General features: G+C 64.3%; 22 protein-coding genes and 1 tRNA gene. 10 read left to right on the top strand and 13 right to left on the bottom strand.

Going from position 1 to position 24,699, the window contains the following annotated elements; translation table 11 throughout:
* Positions 1 to 122 precede the first annotated feature (122 nt).
* Both C450_RS03510 and C450_RS03505 read right to left on the bottom strand, forming a co-directional pair.
* Positions 123 to 195: transfer RNA gene (locus C450_RS03510), tRNA-Gln, on the bottom strand.
* A gap of 23 nt (positions 196 to 218) precedes the next feature.
* Positions 219 to 812, bottom strand: a complete 594-nt coding sequence (locus C450_RS03505) for a homing endonuclease associated repeat-containing protein (RefSeq protein WP_005040077.1) — start codon at positions 810 to 812, stop codon at positions 219 to 221.
* Between the two features lie 162 nt (positions 813 to 974).
* Here C450_RS03505 and C450_RS03500 point away from each other — a divergent pair, with 162 nt between their 5' ends.
* Together C450_RS03500 and C450_RS03495 are read left to right on the top strand one after the other, a co-directional pair.
* The gene (locus tag C450_RS03500) at positions 975 to 1,631 is read left to right on the top strand and encodes an IMP cyclohydrolase (protein WP_049909807.1); all 657 of its coding nucleotides are present in this window, start codon (positions 975 to 977) and stop codon (positions 1,629 to 1,631) included.
* Between the two features lie 49 nt (positions 1,632 to 1,680).
* Positions 1,681 to 2,340, top strand: a complete 660-nt coding sequence (locus C450_RS03495) for a metallophosphoesterase family protein (RefSeq protein WP_005040072.1) — start codon at positions 1,681 to 1,683, stop codon at positions 2,338 to 2,340.
* Here C450_RS03495 and C450_RS03490 read toward each other — a convergent pair.
* Positions 2,324 to 3,514, bottom strand: a complete 1,191-nt coding sequence (locus tag C450_RS03490) for an aspartate kinase (RefSeq protein WP_005040070.1) — start codon at positions 3,512 to 3,514, stop codon at positions 2,324 to 2,326. The genes C450_RS03495 and C450_RS03490 overlap by 17 nt on opposite strands.
* Before the next feature lie 167 nt (positions 3,515 to 3,681).
* On the opposite strand from C450_RS03490, the gene C450_RS03485 reads away from it, so the two are divergent.
* From C450_RS03485 to C450_RS03475, 3 genes are all read left to right on the top strand, one after another.
* Positions 3,682 to 4,065 carry a hypothetical protein gene (locus C450_RS03485; RefSeq protein WP_005040067.1) on the top strand — a complete coding sequence of 128 codons (384 nt, stop codon included), beginning with the start codon at positions 3,682 to 3,684 and terminating at the stop codon, positions 4,063 to 4,065.
* A 184-nt stretch (positions 4,066 to 4,249) separates the two neighbouring features.
* The gene (locus C450_RS03480) at positions 4,250 to 4,549 is read left to right on the top strand and encodes a hypothetical protein (protein WP_241430245.1); all 300 of its coding nucleotides are present in this window, start codon (positions 4,250 to 4,252) and stop codon (positions 4,547 to 4,549) included.
* A 184-nt stretch (positions 4,550 to 4,733) separates the two neighbouring features.
* Positions 4,734 to 6,002: a dicarboxylate/amino acid:cation symporter gene (locus C450_RS03475; RefSeq protein WP_005040063.1), complete on the top strand. Its 1,269-nt coding sequence runs from the start codon at positions 4,734 to 4,736 to the stop codon at positions 6,000 to 6,002.
* A gap of 139 nt (positions 6,003 to 6,141) precedes the next feature.
* Here the strand turns inward: C450_RS03475 and C450_RS03470 are convergent, their stop codons facing one another.
* A complete protein-coding gene (locus C450_RS03470; protein ID WP_005040062.1) occupies positions 6,142 to 7,725 on the bottom strand; it encodes a DNA-directed DNA polymerase II small subunit in 1,584 nt (527 codons plus the stop codon).
* A 151-nt stretch (positions 7,726 to 7,876) separates the two neighbouring features.
* Here C450_RS03470 and C450_RS03465 point away from each other — a divergent pair, with 151 nt between their 5' ends.
* Complete coding sequence (locus tag C450_RS03465) at positions 7,877 to 8,791, top strand: S26 family signal peptidase (RefSeq protein WP_005040060.1); 915 nt, start codon at positions 7,877 to 7,879, stop codon at positions 8,789 to 8,791.
* Between the two features lie 30 nt (positions 8,792 to 8,821).
* Here C450_RS03465 and C450_RS03460 read toward each other — a convergent pair whose 3' ends face one another.
* Positions 8,822 to 10,636 carry a Cdc6/Cdc18 family protein gene (locus C450_RS03460; protein ID WP_005040057.1) on the bottom strand — a complete coding sequence of 605 codons (1,815 nt, stop codon included), beginning with the start codon at positions 10,634 to 10,636 and terminating at the stop codon, positions 8,822 to 8,824.
* 997 nt (positions 10,637 to 11,633) lie between these two features.
* On the opposite strand from C450_RS03460, the gene C450_RS03455 reads away from it, so the two are divergent.
* From C450_RS03455 to C450_RS03445, 3 genes are read left to right on the top strand one after another with little or no spacing between them, the layout of a single operon-like run.
* Positions 11,634 to 12,278 carry an Era-like GTP-binding protein gene (locus C450_RS03455; protein ID WP_005040055.1) on the top strand — a complete coding sequence of 215 codons (645 nt, stop codon included), beginning with the start codon at positions 11,634 to 11,636 and terminating at the stop codon, positions 12,276 to 12,278.
* Positions 12,278 to 12,745, top strand: a complete 468-nt coding sequence (locus tag C450_RS03450; RefSeq protein WP_005040053.1) for a DUF2073 domain-containing protein — start codon at positions 12,278 to 12,280, stop codon at positions 12,743 to 12,745. The genes C450_RS03455 and C450_RS03450 overlap by 1 nt, the downstream gene beginning before the upstream one ends.
* Before the next feature lie 27 nt (positions 12,746 to 12,772).
* Positions 12,773 to 13,429, top strand: a complete 657-nt coding sequence (locus C450_RS03445) for an OapC/ArvC family zinc-ribbon domain-containing protein (protein ID WP_005040051.1) — start codon at positions 12,773 to 12,775, stop codon at positions 13,427 to 13,429.
* Between the two features lie 48 nt (positions 13,430 to 13,477).
* Here C450_RS03445 and C450_RS20535 read toward each other — a convergent pair whose 3' ends face one another.
* The 3 genes from C450_RS20535 to mdh all read right to left on the bottom strand — a co-directional run bounded on the left by C450_RS20535 (position 13,478) and on the right by mdh (position 15,183).
* On the bottom strand, positions 13,478 to 13,627 hold the full coding sequence (locus tag C450_RS20535; RefSeq protein WP_005040050.1) for a 50S ribosomal protein L40e: 150 nt from the start codon (positions 13,625 to 13,627) through the stop codon (positions 13,478 to 13,480).
* Between the two features lie 73 nt (positions 13,628 to 13,700).
* The gene (locus C450_RS03440) at positions 13,701 to 14,192 is read right to left on the bottom strand and encodes a DUF367 family protein (RefSeq protein ID WP_005040047.1); all 492 of its coding nucleotides are present in this window, start codon (positions 14,190 to 14,192) and stop codon (positions 13,701 to 13,703) included.
* A gap of 79 nt (positions 14,193 to 14,271) precedes the next feature.
* On the bottom strand, positions 14,272 to 15,183 hold the full coding sequence (mdh, locus tag C450_RS03435; RefSeq protein ID WP_005040044.1) for a malate dehydrogenase: 912 nt from the start codon (positions 15,181 to 15,183) through the stop codon (positions 14,272 to 14,274).
* Between the two features lie 494 nt (positions 15,184 to 15,677).
* On the opposite strand from mdh, the gene uvrB reads away from it, so the two are divergent.
* Positions 15,678 to 17,747 (top strand): excinuclease ABC subunit UvrB, encoded by a 2,070-nt coding sequence (gene uvrB, locus C450_RS03425; protein WP_005040041.1) that lies wholly within the window; start codon positions 15,678 to 15,680, stop codon positions 17,745 to 17,747.
* A 1-nt stretch (position 17,748) separates the two neighbouring features.
* Here the strand turns inward: uvrB and C450_RS03420 are convergent, their stop codons facing one another.
* From C450_RS03420 to ligA, 5 genes are all read right to left on the bottom strand, one after another.
* Entirely contained in the window at positions 17,749 to 18,195 is a 447-nt protein-coding gene (locus C450_RS03420; RefSeq protein WP_005040039.1) for a hypothetical protein, read from the bottom strand.
* A gap of 136 nt (positions 18,196 to 18,331) precedes the next feature.
* Positions 18,332 to 20,068 (bottom strand): excinuclease ABC subunit C, encoded by a 1,737-nt coding sequence (locus C450_RS03415; RefSeq protein WP_005040036.1) that lies wholly within the window; start codon positions 20,066 to 20,068, stop codon positions 18,332 to 18,334.
* 27 nt (positions 20,069 to 20,095) lie between these two features.
* Positions 20,096 to 21,289 (bottom strand): helix-turn-helix transcriptional regulator, encoded by a 1,194-nt coding sequence (locus tag C450_RS03410; RefSeq protein ID WP_005040034.1) that lies wholly within the window; start codon positions 21,287 to 21,289, stop codon positions 20,096 to 20,098.
* Positions 21,290 to 21,454: 165 nt separating this feature from the next.
* Positions 21,455 to 21,880: a hypothetical protein gene (locus C450_RS03405; protein ID WP_005040032.1), complete on the bottom strand. Its 426-nt coding sequence runs from the start codon at positions 21,878 to 21,880 to the stop codon at positions 21,455 to 21,457.
* A gap of 493 nt (positions 21,881 to 22,373) precedes the next feature.
* Positions 22,374 to 24,533, bottom strand: coding sequence for an NAD-dependent DNA ligase LigA (ligA, locus tag C450_RS03400; protein WP_005040030.1), 2,160 nt, complete (start codon positions 24,531 to 24,533; stop codon positions 22,374 to 22,376).
* Positions 24,534 to 24,699: the final 166 nt, after the last annotated feature.

Genomic DNA, 24,699 nt, shown 5'->3' with positions numbered 1-24,699 from the left:
GAGTTTTGATACGGACTTTCCGTGGATCGATAAACAAAAGAGATCATCCGGAGCCAGCAGGGCCCACCACGTGGTAGATCGTGGAACCGATGCTATCCGGTTGGATCGTGCGAAAAGTGTGATAGTCCTGGGAGGATTCGAACCTCCGTCGTGAGCCCCAGAAGCTCACATGATTGGCCACTACACCACAGGACTGCAATCACCCGTTGGAATCGTCTCTACTTATCCCTGTTGGAAGCGTCTCGTGCTGAAACCGGATCGGGGATCGTGTAGTGCCGTTTGCGGTGGCAGTTCGCACAGAGTATCTCGCACTTTTCGATCTCCGCCAAGAGTCGTTCCTTCGAGTAGCCGTACGATATCATGCTGCTGATCGTCATTTCCTTTCGTTCCGTGTCGGTGTGATGGAAGTCGAGACACGCGGGATCGTCCTCGACGCAGCGGACACACCCGCCGTCTGCTCGTTTGTACTCGTGGGCCCACGCACGGAGTTCGGCTCGTCTGTCGAGCGTCCGCTCCGTGTTCCAGTCGACGTTCCGATAGTGCCATCGTTGATCGACGGAGAGACTCGCCCACGTGACGTTCTTCGGCAGCGTCACGTCGTCGGGTTTCGGTCCGGCTCGTGATCCCGTGGAAACGTACGTTTCGAGCCCGGCTGCTGCTTTCGCCGTGTTCCATCCGTTCATGACCCGGATGATCGTTGCCGAAGCGGGCGTCAGTCCGAGCTCCTCGTACGCCGCTTTCGTCGGCGACTCACCGAGTCGTTCGGCCGCACGCTGCAGTGCGTCGAGGCATTCGGTCTCGGTCGTTCGCATGGATCGTCTGCTTCGTGATCGGCAATGAACGTGCGGCCATATCGAGAACAGCGAGAACCGTACTCACCGGAGCGCCCGGTTCGCAAGGCCCGCCCGGTCTCGGCCGAGTTATCGATCCTCATGGACCGATGTGTACTTCCGGACGAGGCGTGGAGGGCGGGTATGTACGTCGGACGGTTCGTCGTCGTCGGTCCCGACATCGGCGCGTATCGGGTCTCCTCGCGGTCGTTCCCCGACCGGAAGATCGTCGACCGCGACGGCAGCCTCACCGTGGTTCCGACCGCCGCGGCCGACGAGACCGACAACCCCTACGTCTCGTACAACTGCGTGCGCTCGACCGACCGCGGAGCCGTGCTCGGCAACGGCTCGCACGTCGATCCGATCGCCGAGAAACTCGCCCGGGGCTACCCACCGCGCGACGCGCTCTGTCTCGCCTTGCTCGCGCTCGACTTCGAGAAGGACGACTACGACACCCCACGGATCGCCGGGATCGTCGGTGGGTCGGCGGACGGACGGGCATCCAGCGGGGCGGTCGACGGCGGGAGCTACATCGGGATCGTCCGCCGAGACGGGATCACCGTCGAAGAAGTCACCGAGCCGACGCTGGTGGCGACCTACGAGAAGGATCGGCCGGAGGCGGTGGCGTTCGATGCTGCGGATGCCGGCGGAACCGAGGACGATGCGGAGGCTGCGACGGCGCGCGCCACAGCGGCGGCGCGAGCGGTCTACGAGTGCGAGTTCGAACACCGGGTCTGTGCGGCCGGCGTCGCACGCGCTGAAGCGGGGTTCGCGACCGCCATCGAGAACGGCGACGGGTGATCGGTACCGAGAGCCGCGTTTGAAGTCGCTGGGGGTCAACGGTCGCAGTATGCAGGTCGGTGTCGTCTCCGATATCCACGCGAACCGGGTGGCGCTCGACGCGGTGTTCGAGGACATGCCGCCGGTCGATGGGCTGGTCTGTGCGGGCGACGTGGTCGGGTACAACCCGTGGCCCGGCGACTGCGTCGATCGGGTGCGCGAGCGCGAGATCCCCACCGTGATGGGGAACCACGACCGCGCGGTGGCGAGCGGAACCGCGTTCGCGTTCAACGGAATGGCCCGCGCGGGCGTCGAATACGCGCGCGAAGCGCTCATCGACGACCAGCAGGACTGGCTCGACTCGCTGCCCGACGAGCGCACCGTGTTCGATGGCCAGGTGAAGATCGTCCACGGCCATCCCGACGATCCCGACCGCTACACGTATCCCGATCTGTTCGGGGCTGAGCTACTCGACGACGAGGACGTGCTCGTGCTGGGCCACACACACGTCCAACACCACGAAACCTACGACGCGGGGATCGTCATGAACCCGGGCAGCGTCGGCCAGCCCCGCGACGGCGATCCGCGGGCGGCCTACGCGATTCTCGATCTCGACGAACTGACTGTGGAGGAACGCCGGGTCGGGTACGAAATCGAGCGCGTCGAGCGCGCGGTGACGGAATCAGGGTTGCCCGAGGAGATCGGGACGCGGCTCAGGAAGGGACGCTGAACGTCTCCTGGATGGCCGACAGCGTGTCCTCACGGTCGTCCCAGTCGACGAACACCGCGACCGAGGTCGCGCTCGTGATCACGTCGTTGGCCGTGATGTGTCGATCGGCGAGCGACGCGGTCATCTCGTGGACGATGCCGGTATGGGTCGGGAGGTCGCCACCGGTGACGCGGATCGCCGCACTCTCCTCGCCGACGGTCACGCTCGACAGCGCGCCCTCCTCGATCACGGTCTCGTGGAGGACGGTCTCGGCCGTGGCGGCGTCGTCGGTGTAGACGTAGAAGGTGATCGAATCGAGCCCGCTCGCCACTGCGTCGATGTTGATGTCGGCTTCGGCGAGCGCGCCCGAGAGCTGGGTCATGATCCCCTGCCGATTGCGGATCGCGCGGCCCGCGACCGTGAGACACGCGAGCGGCGTCTCCTGGAGGTCGATCAGGGTCTCGAAAGTGCCCTCGATGTTCGTCCCGCCCTGGAGGAGATCGCCGTGCTGGTAGTGGACCACCCGGACACCCAGTTCGGCGTCCTTGTAGTTGAGCGCGCTCGGCGCGATCACCTCCGCGCCGCGGAAGGAGAGGTTTCTGAGTTCGTCGACGCTGATCTTCCCGACGTTTCTCGCCCCCTCGACGACACGGGGATCGCCGGTCATCACGCCCTCCACATCAGTAACGATCACGACCTCGTCGGCGTCCATGTAGTTGCCGAGCATCACCGCGGAGGTGTCACTCCCGCCGCGGCCGAGGGTGGTGACCGAGCCCGCGCGGTCTTCCGCGAGGAAGCCAGCGATGACCGGAACGACGCCGCCCAGTTGGTCCGCGAGAGCCTGGGCGCGACGGGTGGTCTCCTCGACGTCGACCTCGCCGCGCGAGTCGGTGACCACCGGCCAGTCGTCGCTACCTGGTTCGAGGAACACCGCGTCGACCCCGCGGGCGGCGAGGGCGGCCTTCACCATCCGTGCGGAGGTGCGCTCGCCCATGCTCACGATCTCGGCCCTGTCGGCCTCGTCGGCGTCGAACTGGATCTCCCGGAGGAGGAAATCCGTCGTGGAGCCCATCGCGCTGACCACGACCGCGATCTCGTGGCCGGCCTCGACCGCGGCGGCCACCGAGTCGGCCGCACGGTTCACCCGGTCGCCGCTGCCGAGGCTCGTCCCCCCGAACTTGGCTACGACGCGCATCGACATCCCTCGTGGCAGTCAGTCGGCTTCGTGCGAGATTGGCACATGATCGGCGGGTAGTTCTGGCTGGGGATAACTGCTTCCATCCCACGCGTTGGCGCGGGCGGGAGTCCGGAATCGACCAACACGGGCGAGTGAGGTTTACGTCTCCCAGCCCAGGGCGGAGTATGGAGGTGCGCGAGGCCGTCGAGGCCGACGCCGGACGCCTGGCCACGCTGGCGGATGCGCCGGCCGATACGATGCGGAACCTCGTCCACGACCGGACGGTTCGGGTCGCCGACGAAGGCAGCGAGATCGTCGGGTTCGTCAGTTTCGACGCCCGCCGCGACACCGTTCACGTGACCCAGCTCGACGGCACCACCGAAGTGGCGGCACGACTGCTCGACGAGCCGGCGCGGTTTGCACGTGTCGAAGGGATGGCCGCCGAGCTCCTGGTCGAGGAGTCGCGGGACGAACTCCAGCGCGCCGCGGCGGCCGCTGGCTTCGAGCGCGCCGGCTCCGGACCACGGTTCGAGGGCGCGCCGACCGTCCGATTTCGACTCGAACCGTAGTTCGCCGGGCTCGATATCACGAGGGCGAGGCGGACGGCAGTCGGATCGACAAAAGGAACGACGGCCGGATCAACCAAGCGAACGACGGCCGGATCAACCAAGTGCCCGTGAGCGCTACGGGTCGGCACTGAAGCGACTCATCATGAACGAAGGCGAATTTCCAGGTCATTGGGGATGGATCGGTTTGGAACAGAGCGACCTACAGACGCCGGAGGAGATGGTGTGGAGCGACGAAGAGGTGTTGGAGCCAACTCAGCAACTGGACGGGTTCGAGAACCCCCAAGGAATACAGATCATCCAGAAAAAGCGCCGCCATCGGTCGGCCAGCGGCTCGGTGTTGGACCAGCACTGGATCGACATCGTCGACGCTGCCACCGCCGATCGGGAACTACTGTTCACTACGGCCGAGATCGATCCCCGAGAGTTGAACAGGCTCACTCGGGAGTACATGACGCTCGTCGACGGGCTTCGTCGGAGCGACTGAAAGGGTTTCTCAGAATGTCTCCCATATCCTGAATTTGTTGCAAGAAATCACGTATGCGTTTCAGAGTCATGGGAGTTGTCGTGCAACACACTCGATCGAAGTATTTTTGTTATATTTAGGAGTATGATTCGGGGTGACGAACCATCTGCAGCGAGCGTGGCGACGATATCGGTCGATACCGATCGTGTATCGCATCGCCGTCGCGTTCGTCCTCGGTTCGATCGTCGGACTTGCGGTCGGGTCACCGGCCCAGCGCCTCCAGCCGCTCGGTGACCTGTTCGTTCGACTTCTCGAAATGATAATCATTCCGATCATCATTTTCACACTGCTGATGGCAGCCCGAGAGCTGTCCCCAGCAAACCTCGGAAAGATCGGCGGACAGGTCGTGCTCCTCTATTTCGCCACGACAGCTATCGCCATCGCTCTCGGGTTGGGCGTGAGCAACCTCATCGAACCCGGGTCGAGCGTGACGCTCACGAGCGGTAGCGTGAACACAGAGCAAGCGCCGCCGCTCGGCGAACAGCTGTTCAGTATCGTCCCGTCGAATCCGATCTCCGCGATGGCAGAAGGGAACATCCTCGCCATCATCTTCTTTACCTTGGTGTTCGGTCTCGGGATGACGATGGTGAGAGCGGAGGCCGAACCGGATTCCTCCGTTCGGAACGGCATCGACACGCTGTTCGAGACGGCCGAAGCGGGTGCGGAAGTGATGTTCAAGGTCGTCTGGGGCATCATGGAGTACGGTGTGATCGGCGTGTTCGCCTTGATGGCGTCGCTGTTCGGCGAAATCGGACTGGAGGCCCTCAGAGCGTACGCTCTGCTGGCGTTCAGCCTCGCCCTCGCCATCGGCCTCCAGATATCGATCGTCTACCTCCTCGTCATCATCCGCGGGTTGGTCGGTGCGTCGCCGCTCGCATTTCTCCGCGGTATCAAGGAAGCAATGGTGACGGCGCTCAGCATCCGTTCGTCCAGTGGAACACTCCCCGTCTCGATGTCCAACGCCGACGAGAACCTCCGTGTCGACGACGGAGTGTACAGCTTTTCGTTGCCGCTCGGTGCCACCATCAACATGGACGGAACGGCGATGTATCTCGGTATCGTCGCCGTCTTCGCGGCGAACATCGCCGGCGTGTCGCTGACGCTCGGCCAGCAGTTCTCGATTCTGGCCACCGCCCTCCTCGCCAGTATCGGCACTGCGGGCGTTCCGAGCGCGAGCCTCGTGATGATGACCGCCGTGTTGACGCAGGTCGGCCTCCCGCTCGAAGTCATTGCGATGATCGCAGGGATCGATCCCCTGCTCGATCGTCTCCGCACGATGAACAACGTCGTCGGGGATCTGGCGGTGAGTACGGTCGTCGGGAAATGGAACGACGCTCTCGACCTCACGTCCGGCGTCTGGGTCGATGACCCCGGCGAGGGCGGTAGCGTTCCGAGCGAAACGCCGACCGACTGATACGGAATCGTCACTCTGACACAGAGTCGTCAGTCGGCTCGTCCATCGAACACAGCACGCCGAAGAAGCCATCGTCGTCGTATCTATCGAGGCGAAAGTCGAGATGGGGCTGCGGTGGCGTCTCGGTACTGGCCACGGCTCAGAACTTCTGGATCGTCAGGTCGAGCGTATCGAGATCGAGGATCGGCGCGTAGCCCACGTCAGGATCGATGTTGACGCTTTTCTGGAAGCTGGTCTGTTCCTGCCAGCAGCCCGAGTTGATCGCGAGCACGTTGTGGTACTTGCCGTAGCCGAGTTTGTGGACGTGGCCGGTGTGGAAGACGTCGGGGATCTCCTCGATCACGAGGTAGTCGCGTTCTTCGGGGGCAAGCCGGGTGTGACCGCCGTACTGGGGGGCGATGTGGCGCTTTTTCAGGAGTTGGTACATCGCCTTGTGGGGTTCGTCGTAGTTGGCCTTCTCCTCGGGGAGTTCGGCGATCACTTCGTCGAGGCTGACGCCGTGGTACATCAAGATTGTGACGCCTTCGATCGTGACCGTCGAGGGATTGCCCGAAAAGTGCGCGTCGTGGACACTCATGATCTCCCGGAGCTCCTCGTCGAAGCCTGGCTGGGGCTCGGCGAGCCGGACGGCGTCGTGGTTGCCCGGGGTGAGGAGGATCTCCATGTCACCGGGCACCTCCTTCAGCCGTTCGGAGAAGGCCTCGTACTGCTCGTAGATGTCGACGATGTCGAGCTCCTCGTCCTGGTTCGGGTAGACACCCACCCCCTCGACCATGTCGCCCGCGACGAGGAGGTACTCGACCGCCGCCGCGTCCTCGGTGTGGAGCCAGTCGGCGAACGCCGACCACGCGTCGGCCGCGAACTCCTGGCTGCCGACGTGGACGTCCGAAATGAGGGCCGCACGGACGTGGCGGTCGGCGGTCGAGGGGCGATAGGTCCGAGGAACGTCGGGGAAATGGAGTTCGTCGACGAACAGGATGCCGCCGTCGCCCGCGAGCGTTCCCTCGACTGCGACGAGCTCGTCGAGCAGGAGTTCGTCGACGACGCTCGCGATCTCGCGGTCTTTGAGAACGAGACAGGGAAACGTTCCGGTGGTGTCTTCGAGCTCGACTAGCCAGTGGCCGTTCGCAGTCGAGCGGATGTCGGCGATCATCCCCACGATCGCGGCGTCGCTCCCGCCGGCCATCGCGTCGACCGCCTCGGTCGGCCGGTGGTTGACCCGCGAGCGCAGGAGACCCGAGAGGCGCTCGTACCGATCCCGGAAGGTCGCGACGAAGTCGGCGTACTCGCCCGTTCCGGTGCTCCGACCGGTGATGTCTCCCTGCACGTCGAGCGAGCGCAGTTCCGGGTCGGCCGAGCGCTCGATCGTCTCCTTTTCTCCTTCTACTGTCCCACCAGTCGACCCCTTCGTTTCGACTGGAGAGTCGGTCGTTCCGTCAGTTCCATGTGAGAGAGTTCCACTCGAAACAGAGGGGTTGGCAGTCGACGTATCGGGTGTATTATCCGGATCAGCGGGAGGATCCGAGGATTCGAGGGCTGCGACAGCGGTCTCGACGTCCTCGGCCGAGAGGATGAGCGTGTCGTCCGAGACGGTCTCGGTCGCCCGCTCGATCGCGCGGTCGGGATCGTCCGCGCGCGCAAGGAGCGTCACGGCCTCGCGCTCGGCGTTGTAGCCCCGGCTGGCGAGTTCGCTCACGACCCGGACCGGCGTCGGACGCGGCACGGGGAAGGGTTTCGCCGGACGGAGCAAAAGCGTAGCGGACGGAAACGGTCGTCGGCGAAACCGCCGTGGACGGTTCGCGACCGACGGGATGGTCCATGATGGATGAGTATGGAAGACAAAGTTGAAGCGACCGCCGGGAATACAGAGGGCAATGGGTTCCGGCGACGGCTCCGATTCGTGGTCAGATCAAGACGGTTGGGAGACCGCCGCCGACGACGGTGAAACAGAACGCGGAGCGGACGGTAAACGCGAGCACGGAGGCGAACGAAGACACGGAGGGAATGGTGAGGAAGGGGACGGGAGTGGAGACGAAGGAGGGGTGATCGCGCGTGCGCGGTGGCTCGCGACGACCGACCACGAGGCGGTGGCGTTCGTCCGGGAGGTGGCGTCGAGCCTCGCGATCGTGGCGGCCATCGGTCTCCTCCTGTTCGCCGTCAGCGGACTGTGGCCGCCGATGGTCGCGATCGAGAGTCCGAGTATGACGCCGAACCTCAAAACCGGCGATCTCGTGTTCGTGATGGAAGAACACCGCTTCGCCGGCGGGGCGGCACAGGCCGGGACGGGTGTAGTCGGCTACCGTGCTGGGGAGCAGGCGGGCTACAAGGAGTTCAACAAGTACGGCGACGTCATCGTGTACGAACGGGACGGCAACGCGGACGTGACACCGATCATCCATCGCGCTCACTTCTGGGTGAACGACGGCGAGAACTGGTACGACAAGGCCAATCGAGAGTATCTCGGCGGTGCGGGGAGCTGCGAGGCGTTGACCAACTGTCCGGCACCACACGATGGCTTCATCACGAAAGGCGACAACAACGGACAGTACGATCAGGTGGGTGGTGGGTTCATGGGACCGATCAGCGCGCCGGTCAAGCCGTCGTGGATCACCGGCACTGCGGAGTTCCGTATCCCGTGGCTCGGCGAGATCCGACTGCTGTTCGGGATGGTGAGCACGGGCGCGAGTGCGCTCGCAGAAACGGCAACGACAGCAACGACGGCAGCGGCGGCCGGTTTCCCGATCGTCGGTGCGCTCGCTGGCGTCGGAATATTCCAGGCTGCGCGATGATCGTTTGATCGGGACTGCCGCGTCGGCGAACTAGCTGTCGAAGCGCGCCTGGACGAACGGCTGGACGTCCTCGATGTCACCGAGTCGTGAGTCGCTGGTGAGAACGGCTTCCGTTTCGTCGATCGGCACTGAGAGGTTCATCTCTTTGGTGCGACCGTATCGACCCTTCGAGACGACCACCGCGTTGACGATCCCGAGCATGTCGAGTTCGGAGATGAGGTCGGTGACGCGGCGCTGAGTGAGGACGTCGGCGTCGATCTCGTCGCAGAGTCGGCGGTAGATGTTGTACACCTCGCCGGTGTTGATGTTCTGTGCGCCGTTGCGTTCGAGGAGGATCACCGCGAACAGGACGACTTTCGACTGTGTGGGGAGCGTGCGGACGACTTCGACGACACGATCGATCTCGATTTTCTCCTGGGCCTGCCTGACGTGATCCTCGCCGACGCGCTCGGTCTGGCCCCGTTCTGCGAGTTCGCCCGCCGTTCGGAGGAGGTCGAGCGCGCGCCGGGCATCGCCGTGTTCCTGGGCGGCGAACGCCGCACAGAGCGGGATGACGTCCTCAGTGAGGGAGTCGGGTTCGAAGGCGATGTCCGCGCGCGCAGCGAGGATGTCTCGAAGCTGTGTCGCGTCGTAGGGCGGGAAGACGATCTCCTCCTCGCCGAGACTCGATTTGACGCGAGGATCGAGGAACTCGGTGAACTTGAGATCGTTCGAGATCCCCATGATCGACACCCGTGAGTTGTCGAGCTCGGAGTTCATCCGCGAGAGGTTGTAGAGGGTGTCGTCGCCGGATTTCTCGACGAGCTTGTCGATCTCGTCGAGCATGATGACCACGACCCGTTCGTGGTAATCGACCGCGTCGAAGAAGGTCGAGTAGACGCGATCGGTCGGCCAGCCCGTCATCGGGACGGGTTCGAACGCGTCGAGATCGGCTTCGAGTTCATCGATTCGGTTCTCGACCGCGGCGATCGAGTCGAAGTCAGCTTCGTCGGCGAAATGAGCGCTTTCGTCGCCGTCGGCGTTCGCTGCATCCTCGGTTTCCCCGGTTTCCCCGGTTTCCTCGACGTTCCCGGCAGTGTCAGTGCTCTCGACAGCGTCAGTACCTTCGGCGATGTCGGTACTCTCAGTGGTGTCGGTACTCTCGTCGGTGGTGTCATCGAGGGTTGCCTGGCCGCCGGTCGCGCGCTCTTTCAGCCCACGGAGGCTGGCGAGGCGTGATTCGATGTAGCGCTCGTTGGCTTCGATGAACGTGTTCGCGAGCTGGGCGAGCACGCGGTACTGGGTGTCAGTGACCTCACAGTTGATGTACTCGACCTCGCAGGGCACGTCGTACTTCTGGGAGGTGGTTTCGAGCTCGTTGCTCACGAACTTCGCGCTCGCGGTCTTCCCGGTCCCAGTCTTGCCGTAGATCAGGATGTTCGAGGGAGTCTCCCCACGGAGCGCGCCGACGAGGATGGTCGCCATATCGTTGATCTGATCCTGACGATGGGGGAGCTGATCGGGCGTGTACGAAGGCCGGAGCACGTCCTTGTTCTCGAAGATAGGCTCGCCGCTGAGGAGGTCGTCGAACAGCCCCCCTTGAGGAGTGTCGGACTCCGAGGGATCGACCGCCGCGGACTCGTCTGCGTTCGCTGTCCGGGTCGAATCGGTCGAATCGGTCGAATCGGTCGAATCGGGCGAATCAGTCGAGTTCGATGGATCAGCCGAATCGGCTAGATCGGACGGGTCACCGTCGAGATCGTCGATCGAGAGCTCATCGAGATCGATCCCGGTATCGGCGGACGGAGCGCTATCTTCGGCGTCCCCCTCGTCGCGATCGTTCGGCGTGGTGTCGTTTCCTCCCATGTTCGGCCTCGGCTCACCCCCTTCTTTCGGATGGAGGAAACGTCACGCGCCGCCGGAGAGTGACGTTTTCCACCGATAGAAGCCGTTTCGACCGGCCTGAGCAGCCAAAGCACTGCCAGCCCGCACGTGAGTGGTCCAGCGGAACCAGAGGTGGGGAGTACATTAGTCTTTTTGGTTGCTGGAGTTCGGCCGGTCAAAGAGGTCAACGTTCCACAAGATGTGCTGTTGCACGAAACGATAGTGGCCGATAGTAGCGATGTTTCTATCGTACCAACCGATTCGTGTTGGATCCACGAACAACGTCGAGAGCGTTTCCGTCACCTGAGGCTGTACGGTTCACCCCACGACTCGATCCCTTTTCATCAAACGGTTGGTCGATTCGTGCGACTTGGTGGATGGCGAGTTGGCCAACACCCCCACCCCTTCGTTTCAGGTGGAGCGCGAGAATAAGGGGTGGAGGGACTCAGCATCCACCTAGAAAGAGGTGGATTTAATACAGATGAATACGAACTACACCCGAGGGGTTGAGAAAGATGAAGTTCGTTACAACGACTAGAACACTAGACGTCTAGGCTGTCAGTTATTCGAACACTCTACCGGTTTCACCCGCCTACATCTATATAGACACCTGCAGAACTACCTCTTCGATCCTATCGTTCGTCCGTTGTCCGTATCTCCTCAGCGGTGGATCTCATTTCACATCCGGTCCTTTGCCTCTTTCCACCCGAAACGAAGGGGTGGGGGTCGCCCACTTCCAAGACCGATAGAAACCCACTCCGAAAACAAAACCTGTTTTGTCACGACGATCTAGTCAGTAGATTGACTGCTGAACCGCACGTGGGTTGTAGCAGCACGCTCTGTCCGATCGTCGTGAACGACGAGTCCCTCGGTCTCTCGTCGAATAGCAAGTCTGATACGCGTCTGACGTGGTTTTAAGTGTATGCGCCGATGCTGTCCGTTCACGATTCGTCCGGCTCGCGAGGGGTGAGATATCAGGATGGGACTGCTTACGGGACTCAGAAACAGCATTGCACGGATGACATCGAGCCTCTTTGCGGGGGGTGAGCAGCAGCGCCGAATCGGGATCTACGGACCACCGAACGCCGGCAAGACGACGCTCGCGAACCGGATCGCGCGCGACTGGACCGGCGACGCGGTCGGCCCGGAGAGTCACATTCCCCACGAAACCAGGCGCGCCCGCCGGAAGGAGGACATCGAGATCGAGCGCAACGGGAAGTCCGTCTCGATCGATATCGTGGACACTCCCGGGGTAGCGACGAAGGTCGACTACACCGAGTTCCTCGAACACGATATGGAGGAGGACGACGCCGTTCGCCGGTCGCGCGAGGCGACCGAAGGCGTCGCGGAGGCGATGCACTGGCTCCGCGAGGACGTCGACGGCGTGATCTACGTACTCGACGCGGCCGAAGATCCCTTCACCCAAGTTAACACGATGCTGGTGGGGATCATCGAGAGCCAGGATCTTCCTGTACTGATCTTCGCCAACAAGATCGACCTCGACGAGGCGAGCGTCCAGCGCATCAACAACGCTTTCCCCCAGCACGAGACGGTGCCGCTCTCGGCGCTCGAAGGTGACAACATGGACGAGGTGTACGACAAGATCGCGGAGTACTTCGGCTGATGTCCGAAGCACACGACGATCCCGGCACTGACGGCGACGGTGGGGGCAACGATGCCGACACCGACGTCGACGCCGAAAACGATGGCGGCAACACTGGGGACGGGAGCGGCGTCCAGATCGACATGATCAGCGGCGAACGGATGGACGGACTGACGAGCATGGAGAAGATCCGGCTGATCCTCGATGGCGTCCACGAGGGAAACATCGTTATTCTGGAGGAGGGCCTCGATCCCGACGAGGAGTCGAAGCTCATCGAAGTGACGATGACCGAGATCAGTCCCGACGAGTTCACCGGTATCGAGATCGAGACGTATCCGGGCACGGAACAGCAGCAAACCGGTGGGTTCTTCGATCGGCTGTTCGGTCGGGAATCACGCACCAAGCTCACCGTCATCGGACCGGCCAACCGACTCGAAACGCTCCACAAAGACGAAACCCTGATCAGCACGCTCGTCACCCGCCGATGAGAGCATGATCGCACCCCTTCGTTTCTAATGCCCCACCAGTGTACGGAGTGCGGTCACGTCTTTCCCGACGGCTCGAAGGAGATGCTGTCCGGCTGTCCGGACTGTGGCGGGAACAAGTTTCAGTTTCGGCCCGCGAGCGATGCACGCGACACCCGGAGCGATTCGGATCCGTCGACTGAGTCGGATCATTCCAGTGAATCGGACTCCTCCACCGAACCCGGAACAACAGCCAGCGACACGTCAGCAACGCTATCTTCGTCTCCAGATTCATCCGGTTCCGAACCGTCTCCAACTGAGCCCGAGTCATCCGCAACCGACACGGAGTCGTCCCCGCCCGAGGACACGGCTCCATCGGCGTCCACGACCGAAACCAGCGACGGAACCGACGCTGGACCAGCCACCGACTCCTCGTCGGATCACGACGATTCTCCACCTGAAACGATGGGGGATGACGAAGTTCGTTCCGAGCAGACTGATCCGACCGAGTCCGACGACTCGGAGATGGCGTCGCTCCGGCGAGAGCTCAACGATCAGTTCGAGAGCATCAAGATCCTCGAACCGGGCCAGTACGAGCTCAACCTGATGGAGCTCTACAACCGCGAGGAGCGCATCATTGCCCTACAGGAGGACGGCCAGTACGTCATCGACGTGCCCGATACGTGGCTGGGTGACGACGACTCCTGAAGAAACGACGAACTCACCGTAACACCGGAATCGTCGCGAAACCCGATTTCAGGCGCTCCGGCGCTCGCGTGCCTTCCGTCGGAGGTTGCCGTAGCCGCATTTTCGACAGTTCTTGGCTCGGGTAGCGTTGCGCGCGTTACACCGCATGCAGATCTGCTTCGCGAGAATGCGTTCTTCCGCCTGCTCGAATCGTGCCATGGACGAGGCTGGCACGCGGCGGGTTTAACGGTTGTGAGTCACGCTCATTCCACAGCGAGAGTGTGGGCCGCGTTCACTCCGCCGCGAGGTACTCCTCTTGAACCGCGACGACCCCACTCGAATCCTCACAGTCGGCGTACCGCCGGAGCGGTTCGTCGTTGAGTTCGAGGAAGGTGTGCCCCCATCGGAACTTCGCGAGCAGCCGCTCGGCGTGCTCGCGATCGCCGAGGATACAGCATGCGCCCGCGAGCGCCTCGACCGTCGTGAGTTGAAACGGCGTGCCGTAGTTCACGGGGTTCGCCGCGACGAGAAAGGGGAGCGCACGATGCTTCCCCCGGATCGTAAACTGCTCCTCGCGGGCGGTCTCCCACGAGCAATCGAGCGCGATCACCCGCTCCGTGCGATCGGCGGGCGAGAGCGCGCGCTCGGCGTGAGGGTTCAACACCACGCCGGGCGGCGTCGCGCGCGCCGATCGGTGGAGTTCGGCGAGATCGAAGCGCGCGAGCTTCCGGGCGGTGCATTTGTCGGGATCGTCGTCGCCCTCGTACCGAACGTGTACCTCCACGGGAAACGGTAGGCGACGGACGATCAAAAGCGGCCCGCGTTCGGAAGAACGAAAGAACGGATCTGGTTGACTGCCTCGGTTAGCTGATCGTCTCGTACTGGTCGGCGAGCTTGTCGGCCGCCTGACCGAGCTGTTCGCGCTCGTACTCCGAGAGGTCCCAGTCGACGACCTCGGCTCCGTCGCTCGTGAGCTTCAGCGGGACCCCCAGCCCCACGTCGTCGTGACCGTACTCGCCGTCGAGCACGAGCGAGCCCGGAATCACAGCGCCAGTATCCCGAAGAATCGATTCGACCACGTGGCCCACGCCGGTCGCCGGCCCCCACTGGGTCGCGCCCTTGCGCTCGATGACGTTCATCGCGCTCTCCTGGAGACTCTCCAAGATGTCCGTGCGCTCGTCGTCCGAAAAGTCGGGATCACGGCCGTCGACGCGCACCTTCGAGAACACGGGCACCTGGGCGTCGCCGTGCTCGCCGATGATCGACGCCTCGACGTTGCCGACCTGGGTGTCGAAGCGCTCTCCGAGCACGTACCGAAAGCGCGCGGAGTCGAGCCGCCCACCGAATCCGATCACGTGCTCTCTGGGCCGATCGCCGGTCTCGTAGAGGTGGCGATTCAGGAGGTCCACCGGGTTCGAGGTCGTGACCGAGACGAACTCGTCGTTGTGTTCGGCGAGCGACGAGCCGATGTCCTCCATGATCGGCGCGTTGTCCTCGCCGAGATCGAGCCGGGTCTGGCCCGGTTGGCGTGGGATTCCCGCGGTGATGACCACCACGTCCGAGCCGGCGGTGTCCTCGTAGGTGCCCTGGCGAACGGTGGTGTTCGTGTCGTAGGCCACGCCGTGGTTGACGTCGGCCGCCTGGCCGATCGTGGTGTCCTCCTGATCCGGGATATCGACGAACACGAGTTCGTCGGCGATGCCACGCAGCGCGATGTTGTACCCTGCGGCCGCACCGACCGTTCCCGCCGCGCCGACCACGCTGACTTTCACCATAACACCGTGCATCACCCGCGGCACGGGTTAAAACGCTTCGACCCACCTTTTTACTTCCCCCGTTCGCGCGCTTCGCGCGCTCAGGGTCCTCGCAAAAATCTGGACCAAAAACACCCGCTCACTCGCTGTCTTCTCGCGGGCCGAGGGCCCGCTCGAACGGTCAGCGGCGCGTAGCGCCGCTCGACGCTCGCTCGCGGTAGAACTGCTGGCGCTCTCCGCGACCACAACCGCACAGCACCGCCGAAGCCCTCGACCGCTCGTTTCACTCGCGGCCTCGCCCTTCATCCACCAGGACCGCCACCGCCTGCCACCGTCCCACCCCACACCGCTCCGCCCCGCCACCGCGACCGCCGGCCGGCGGCCGCGGAGCACGCCACCCGTCACGATTCCATCGACAGCGGCTGCACTGGACACGTCGATAGTCGACGACACCGAACGAGGGATCATTCGCCCCGAGCGAGCGCGTCAAGTGGCTTCGGCCCCTCCATCGTTCAATGAGTGACACCCAGTCCGGCCCGCTCCAGCCCGACCGTCCCGGGAAGGACCGTCCGTTTCGGGTGGACGCGCCGTTCGATCCCGCGGGCGACCAGCCCGACGCCATCGCACAGCTCGCCGAGGGGTTCGAGAACGGGATGGACGAACAGACCTTGCTCGGGGTCACGGGCTCCGGGAAAACGAACACCGTCTCGTGGACGATCGAGGAGATCCAGAAACCCACCCTCGTGATCGCCCACAACAAAACCCTCGCGGCCCAGCTCTACGAGGAGTTTCGGAATCTCTTCCCCGACAACGCCGTCGAGTATTTCGTCTCTTATTACGATTACTACCAGCCCGAAGCGTACGTCGAGCAGACCGACAAGTACATCGAGAAGGACGCCTCGATCAACGACGAGATCGACCGACTCCGCCACTCCGCGACCCGATCCCTCCTGACTCGCGACGACGTGATCGTGGTCGCCTCCGTCTCCGCCATCTACGGCCTCGGTGACCCCGCGAACTACGAGGAGATGAGCCTCCGCCTCGAAGTGGGCCAGACGATCGATCGCGACGAACTCCTCGGCCGACTCGTCGATCTGAACTACGAGCGCAACGACGTCGACTTCACGCAGGGCACCTTCCGAGTACGGGGCGACACCGTCGAGATCTTCCCGATGTACGGCCGGTACGCCGTCCGGGTGGAGTTTTGGGGCGACGAGATCGATCGCCTCACCAAGCTCGACCCCCTCGAAGGCGACGTCAAAGGCGAAGAGCCAGCCTCGCTCGTCCACCCTGCCGAACACTACTCGATCCCCGAGGACCGCCTCGAAAACGCCATCGGCGAGATCGAGGACCTGCTGGACGAACGCGTCTCCTACTTCGAGCGCCAGGGCGACCTCGTGGCGGCCCAGCGCATCGAGGAGCGCACCACCTTCGACCTCGAAATGCTCGAAGAGACCGGCTACTGCTCCGGGATCGAGAATTATTCCGTCCATCTCTCCAACCGCGAGCCCGGCGACGCGCCCTCGACACTCCTCGATTACTTCCCCGAGGACTTCCTCACCGTACTCGACGAGTCCCACCAGACCGTGCCCCAGATCCGGGGTCAGTTCGCGGGCGACAAATCCAGAAAGGACTCCTTAGTCGGCAACGGCTTCCGCCTCCCGACGGCCTACGACAACCGCCCGTTGCGCTATCCAGAGTTCGAAGAACGCACGGGCCAGACCCTCTATGTGAGCGCGACGCCCAGCGAGTACGAGCGCGAACACTCGGACCAGATCGTCGAACAGATCGTCCGCCCCACCCACCTCGTCGACCCCAGCGTCGAGATATCGCCGGTCGACGGCCAGATCGACGACCTCCTCGACCGGATCGACGACCGCGTCGAGCGCGACGAACGCATCCTCGTCACCACGCTCACCAAGCGGATGGCCGAGGACCTCACCGAGTACCTCGAAGAGTCGGGCGTCGCGGTCGAGTACATGCACGACGAGACCGACACCCTCGAACGCCACGAGCTCGTTCGCGGTCTCCGGCTCGGGGAGTTCGACGTGCTCGTGGGGATCAACCTCCTCCGAGAGGGCCTCGACATCCCTGAAGTATCCTTAGTGGCGATCCTCGACGCCGACCAAGAGGGGTTCCTCCGCTCGGAGACCACTCTCGTCCAGACGATGGGGCGGGCCGCCAGAAACGTCGCCGGCGAGGTCGTGCTCTACGCCGACGACGTGACCGATTCGATGCAGTCCGCCATCGACGAAACCCAGCGCCGCCGAGAGATCCAGCAGGAGTACAACGACGAGCACGGCTTCGAGCCCCGGACCATCGAGAAGGAGGTCGGCGAGACCAACCTGCCGGGATCGAAGACTGACACTGGCGGGACGGCGGACCTCGAACCCGACGACGCCGACGCGGCTGCGGAACTGATCGAGGACCTCGAAGACCGGATGAACGAGGCGGCCGAGAACCTCGAATTCGAGCTCGCGGCCGACATCCGCGACCGAGTACGGGAAATCCGCACCGAGTTCGATCTCGCGACCGAGGACGGCGTCCCACCCGAGGAGGGCGTGCCGCCGGAACCGGAACTTTAATTCACGCGTTTTCTCCGGCCGTGCCGGCAGCGCCCTCGCGCTCGCTTCCGTTCGGCGGTTCCGTTTCACCCACCAGCTTGCCTGTAGCGGCCTGGTCGCGCGCCATCGCGATTCCGAAGAACAGCCCCGTCCAGCCGACGCCGAGCACGAGCAACTCAAGCGCGAGTCGCAGCCCGCCCGAGACGGGAAGGGACGCACTCACCCCAACGAACGCAGCGATCATCACGAATGCAGTTGCTGCTCCGTTCCAGCGAACTGCCTGCCAATCGTCGCCGTAAATCAGTCCGGGCATGGTGGATCCATACTCGACCAAGAGCCGCGTCCCAACGGTGTAGACGAGCGCGAGCGTGAAAGCGAGAGTCAGATCGCTGACGAGCCACGCGAACGTCCCGCCCCCGACGCCGATCCCGACGACGGCCGCGAGAACCCACGCACGGAACCGATTCATGTCGGCTGTTGTACTGTTTGAGTGATAACTGTTCGGTGTCGGTAGCTATCGCCGGTTTGCACTGATCACAGTCCTCGTGTGCTACTCTCGGCCTGCAGTCGTCTTTCGTCCGCCAGCGCCGGGCTCTCTGTCGCCCTCAGAGTCGCGCGCGGAGCGTCGTCGCGGTTTTCTCGCCGACGCCGGTGACCGCCTGCAGCTCCTCGGCGGAGGCCGCACGCACCCCGTCGACGCTGCCGAAGCGCCGGAGCAGCCGCCGCCTGGTCTGCGGGCCGACTCCGGGAACGTCGTCGAGCACGGTCGAGACCTCGTCACGGACGGTTTGATGATACTGAACCGCGAACCGGTGGGCCTCGTCGCGCACCCGCTGGAGCAGGTGGCGTTCGGGCGCGTCGTCGGGCCACTCGAACGAGCCATCCGGAGTGACGACGCGCTCTTCGGCCTTCGCCAGCCCGATCGCCGGCACGTCCCAGCCCACGTCGGAGAGCGCGTCGCGTGCGGCGTTCAACTGCCCCTCGCCGCCGTCGATGAGCAGGAGGTCCGGGTCCGGGCGTTCGTCACGGCCCTCCACCGCTCGGCGGGCGCGCCACGCGACGAGCGCGCACATGTTGGCGTAGTCGTCGTTTGCGTCGTCGAGTTTCTTCCGGCGGTAGTCGGCCTTCTCGGGATCGCCGTCGAGAAAGGTGACGTCGCTCCCCACCGCAGCCCGGCCCTGTGCGTGGCTCACGTCGAACCCCTCGATCCGGTTCGCACTGTCGAGCCCGAGCGCGTCGGCGAGTGCGGCGGTGCCGTCCGCCCGCCCCCGTCCGCGACGGGCGTTCTTGAGCGCGAGTTCCACGAGGGTCGCTTCGCGTCCCGCACCCGGAACCCGCACCGCGACCGCCTCACTGTCGAGCCACGCGTCGAGTTCGTCGTCGTCGAACCGTTCGGGCAGCAGGAGCGCGTCGGGCAGCGACCGCTCGGCGTAGTACTGGACGATGAAGGCCGCGAGCACGCCACCGATCTCGCCGGTGTCGTCGTCGGGCACCGAGAGCGTGTGGCGGTCGCGCTCGACGAGCTGGCCGTCCTCGCTGTGGAGGCGGGCGACGGTCGCACGATCACCCTCGATCACCGCGCCGAGCACGTCGACCCACTGCTCGTCGGCCGCCGCCGCCACCGCCGCACCACCACCGTCGTGAAACGATTCGACGACATCGAGCTTGTCACGACAGTTCGCGGCCCGCTCGAAGTTCTGCTCCTCCGTGGCGCGGTCCATCTCTCGGCGGAGTGGATCGGCGAGGACGCCCGTACTTCCCTCCAAGAACCCTTCGACCGATTCGACGTCTCCGATGTACTCTCCCCTACTGATCTCGCCGGTGCACGGCGCGGTGCAGAGGCCGATGTCGTGGTCGAGACACGGTCGATCCCGTCCCGCGAATTTATGCTCCGAACAGCCACGGACTCCGTAGGTCTCCCGGAGCGCCTTCACGACCGTCTCGACCCGGCCGCGTTCGGTATAGGGACCGAACGCCGTCGCGCCGGGTTCGGGATCGCGGGTGATCTCGATCCGGGGGAACTCGTGGTCGGTGAGCTGCACGAGGGGGTAGGATTTGTCGTCCTTCAGCCGGACGTTGTACCGCGGCTGGTGGCGTTTGATCAGGTTCGCCTCCAGAAGGAGCGCCTGTGTCTCGGTGTCGGTCACCGCCGGCTCGATCTCGACGCTCCGCTCGACCATCCGTTCGATCCGGCGCGAACGCGGGTCGGCGTACGATCGCACCCGAGCACGGAGATCGACCGCCTTCCCCACGTAGAGCGTCGCGTCGTCGTCACGGAACTGGTAGACTCCCGGCTCGCGCGGAAGGTCGTTTGCACGCTCGCGAACGCTCGCCCCGTCCATCGCGTGAACGAAGGGTCGTGACGCGCTTCAGTCTGACGCGTTCTCCTCTGGGGGTTCCTCGTGTGGCGACCGCGCGGCTTCCGGCCCGTGGCCGTCGAGGCTGACGATGTTCTCGCGACCGATCGAGAGCTTCTCGACGGTGCCCTCGTCGTTCATCGAGGAGAGCAGCCGGCTGACCTTCGCCTTCGACCAGTCGGTCTCCTCGACGATCCGTGTCTGCTTCATCCGTCCGCCATGCTCTCGGAGGAGTCCCTGCACCCGATCCTCGTCGGTCAGCGGCTCCGGCGCTGGCTCGGGTGTCGGCTCCGGTTCCGGTTCGTCGGGAGCCACGCCGTCTCCACCGTCCGGGTCCGATGGACCTCCGTTTTCGACGGCCGCCCTCCCGTCACGGTCGCGCCACCACCGCCGAAAGCGCGTCCCGCCGACGACGATCAGCCCGCCGACGAGGACGACGAGCCCCACGAGCCAGATCGGCGTCAGCCCGCTCGTCGGGTTGGTACGAAGGAGATTCAGCTCGGTGCCATCCGAGAGCCAGTCGCCGTCGGTGTCGGTGGCCGAGGGGTCACTGCCGACTTCCAGCTCCTCGCCGTCACGGACGCCATCACCGTCGGTGTCGGGGTTCTGGGGGTTCGTGCCGTACCGGTTCACCTCCGGACCGTCGTTCAGGCCGTCGCTGTCCATGTCGGGGTTCGAGAGGTTGTACCCCTGCTCGACCTCCTGCTGGTTCGACAGCCCGTCCGCGTCGACGTCACCCGTCCGGGTGATGACCGTCACCGGGACCGTCTTCCGATCGAGCAGCGTCGTGTTGTACTGATTCGAGAGGCCCTGGAGTTCGACCACCAGTCCCTGCTCGCCGGTGACGTTCGACGGCCACGTGACGTTGGTAAACTCGCTCGTGCCGTTGGTTTCCGGCGAGAGCGGCTTGCGGTCGCAGTCGACGAGCTCCTGGGGTGGTGCGTCCGCGCGCTCGTAACCGAGACAGACGCGATAGTTCGTGAATTCGGGCGAGTCCTGGAAGGTCGCGCTTACGTCGATGGGGTCGTCCTGCCAGACGTAGTTCGAGTCGTTGCCGGCGGCCGAACCGGTGACGACGCCGCTGCCGGTCACGCTCACGTCACCGATCCCGCCAGCGGACGCCGACTGTCCGCCGACCGGAAGGCCGGTGCCGACGAGCACCACCAGGCAGAGCACACCCACCATCACGCGTGCGCGATCGCTCATCCCTCGTCCGTTGTCGTCACGCGGTCGGTATTACTCTTTGCGTCCGCGATGCGCTCCTCCCACCGGAGCGCGAAGCGAGACGCTGGCGAGTCGTGCTTAATAAAAATTCGCGCGCCACGGCGGCGCGTGTGGGAGTATCCGAGTGGGTGGACGGACGTCGGCCGATTAGGCTTCGGTCGTCGTCATGTTGCCGGACATGTTGCCCGACATGTTGCCGTCCATCTCGGTCGTCATGTTGCCGGACATGTTACCGTCCATCTCGGTCGTCATGTTGCCGGACATGTTACCGTCCATCTCCGTCTCGTTACCCATCATCTCGGTGGTTTCCTCCATTTCGGTCCCCTCCATCTCGGTGGTTTCCTCCATGTCAGTCTCCTCCATCTCGGTCTCCTCTTCCATCGCGGTGGTTTCCTCTTCCATCGCCGCGGTGGTCTCTTCGCCTGCTTCCGTCGCGTTGCTTCCGTTCGTGCCGTTCTCGCCACCGCTGCCGCCCATACAGCCGGCGAACAGCAGCATTGCGGCGACGAGTCCGACCGCCAGAACGCGCTTCGACGGGAGCCGTGTCCCGAGCGCGTCGAGTTTGCTTGTCATGGTTTCGGCACTCGATACGGAGACACGGGGAGAGCATAAATCACCCCAGCCGTTGCGCACTGTTCCGTATCGTTACGGGTCGTTGGCTATTTTCGACCATGAAAAATACGAAAATACACTCCGCAGCGCTTCCTTTCACGCCGACTCGTCCGAGTGTCCGGTGATCCCCTGCGCTGACGACGTCCTTCACACTGGTTCGAGTATCGCGTCACGGTTTGTGTGACGCCCCGTTCGTCGTCGCCGGCGAAACGCCCACACGAATCCGAACACCGCGATTCCCCGCTGTCTGTGCCGCTACGACTTCGTTCCATCGACGTTGCTGTCGTCTACCGATCCACCGGGCGATCGGCGATCGTTCGTCCGCTGTCACCGGTCCCAGGCCCCGTCCAGCCGACTGTTTCAGCGGTGAAACGGTACGTAATACGATAGTAATGGCGTGTTACAGGGCTGAAACCGAGCGAACTCGTCCGAATTTCCCGAACAACGGGCAGTGTCAGCGTTCGACACCCTGCTCGGCGAGAAGCGTCTCGAACTCGGCTTCGGTGAGTTCGGGGACGTCCTCGGCGGCGGCGTCGTCGCGCTTTCGCTGGCCGGGGTCGTCGCCGATCACGAGATAATCCGTATTGGACGAGACGCTACCCGTACTCCGCGCGCCGTGGCGTTCGACGCGCTCGGTTGCCTCCTCCCGGGTCATGGTCGAGAGTCCCCCCGTAAACACGAACGTCAGCCCGTCGAGTTCGTCGCTCGTGTCGGCTTCGATCGGCTGTGGTTCGACACCACGCCTGCGCAGCCCGTCGATGGTCTCCCGGTTCCGTTCGTTATCGAGGAACGCCCGGATCTCGCTTGCGACCCGCGGCCCGACGTCGGGGACTTCGCGGAGGGCGTCCTCGTCCGCACTCAACAGAGCATCGAGATCGCCGAACTCGCGCGCGAGGTTCGACGCCGTCGTCGATCCTACTTCCGGCACTCCGAGCGCGGTAATGAAGTCGGAGAGCGGGGGGTCGGTCGAGGCGTCGAGTTCGTCACGGAGGTTTGCAGCACTCGTCTCACCCCAGCCGTCGAGCTGGCCGAGATCGGCCACCCGTAGGTCGTAGAGGTCCGGGAGCGACGCGACTAGCCCGGCGTCGATGAGCTGTTCGACGCGCTCTGCGCCGAGCCCCTCGATGTCGAGGCCTTCGCGGCTGGCGTAGTGCTCGACCGCGCGCTGGAGCTGGGCGGGACAGGAGACACCCCCCGTGCAGAACGCGAGCGGTCCGTCGCGCTCGATCGCGCTGTCACAGATCGGACAGCGATCCGGAAACGCGAAGGTCCCTTCGCCGCCGTCCTCGACGACCTCCGAGACGTAGGGGATGACGTCGCCCGCGCGCTTGAGGCGCACCTCGTCGCCGACGTTCACGCCGAGCTCCTCGATCTCACCCGGGTTGTGGAGGGTCGCGCGCGAGACTTCCACTCCGCCGACTTCGACGGGTTCGAGCAGTGCGACCGGCGTTGCCCGTCCCGTGCGACCGATCTGCACCGTAATGTCGGCGACTCGTGTGACCTCGGTCCGAGCGGGAAACTTGTAGGCGTAGGCCCATCGTGGCGCGCGCGATGTCGTTCCGAGGCGCTCACAGGCTGCGAGGTCGTTGACCGAGAACACGGCCCCGTCGATCTCGTAGTCGAGCCCCTCACGATCCTCCCCCAGCCGGTCGCGGTACTCGATGGCATCTTCGATCCCGTCGACGACCGCGACTCGTTCGGTGACGCGGAGCCCCCACTCGGGGAGTTTCGCGTACTGTTCTTCGTGGGTGTCGAACGCGTAGCTCGCATCGAGAACCCCGAAAAAGAAACACGCGAGCGGGCGTTCGGCCGTGATCTTCGGGTCGAGCTGGCGGAGCGTCCCGGCGGCGGCGTTTCGGGGGTTCGCGAAGGGGTCGTCGCCGCGTTCGACCCGCTCGCGGTTGTGGGCGGTGAAGGCCTCGCGCGGCATATAGATCTCGCCGCGCACGGCCAGATAGTCGGGAAAATCTCCCCGAAGGCGCTGTGGCACCGACCCGATCGTGCGGACGTTCGCGGTCACGTCGTCGCCCTCGTACCCATCGCCCCGCGTCGCGGCGCGCTCGTACACGCCGTTTTCGTACACGATTTCGATCGAGAGCCCGTCGAACTTCGGTTCGCAGACGTACTCGACCGTGATGTCGGCGGGATCGTTCTCCCCGTCGCTTTCGTCGCCCTCGCTGTCGAAATCAGCGAGCGAGCGCTGGCCCCCGCCGCTACTGGCGAGTTCACGTCGAACCCGCTCGTCGAACTCCCGGACGTCGTCGGGGTCACCGCTGGAGTCGATCGAGAGCATCGGCGCGACGTGGTCCACAGTATGGAGTTCGTCGAGCGGCTCGCCACCGACCCGTCGTGTGGGACTGTTCTCGGTCGGGAGGTCGAAGGCGTCTTCGAGGGCCTCCAACCGGGAAAACAGCGCGTCGTAGGTCCGATCGCCGATCACGGGATCGCTCTCGACGTAGTAGCGGTGGTCGTGATACCGGAGCGCGGCGCGGAGCTGTCCGGCCTGCTCGCGCGCCGTCTCTTCGTTCAACTCCTCGACCGGTGCAAACTCCGCGTCGGGATCCTCGATGTAGGGGTTGTCGGCGTCCGCAGCCGTGGCGTCCGGGGCTGCCATTGGTTCGGCTACCCCCGCACTCCGCTTATGCTGTTCGTCTCGCTGTGACCTCGTTACGTGAAAACCGGCGCTGACCGTTGGATCGCACAGTTGGCGATCTGTGGTCGCGGTTCATACTTATCCTTCCAGCCCTCCGGCTCCGCAAGGACTGTACGAGAACCTGAAA

This window comes from Halococcus salifodinae DSM 8989 (genome assembly GCF_000336935.1).
Lineage (GTDB): Archaea > Halobacteriota > Halobacteria > Halobacteriales > Halococcaceae > Halococcus > Halococcus salifodinae.
The sequence above is the reverse complement of the archived record's forward strand: the minus strand, read 5'-3'. Positions and strand labels throughout refer to the sequence as shown.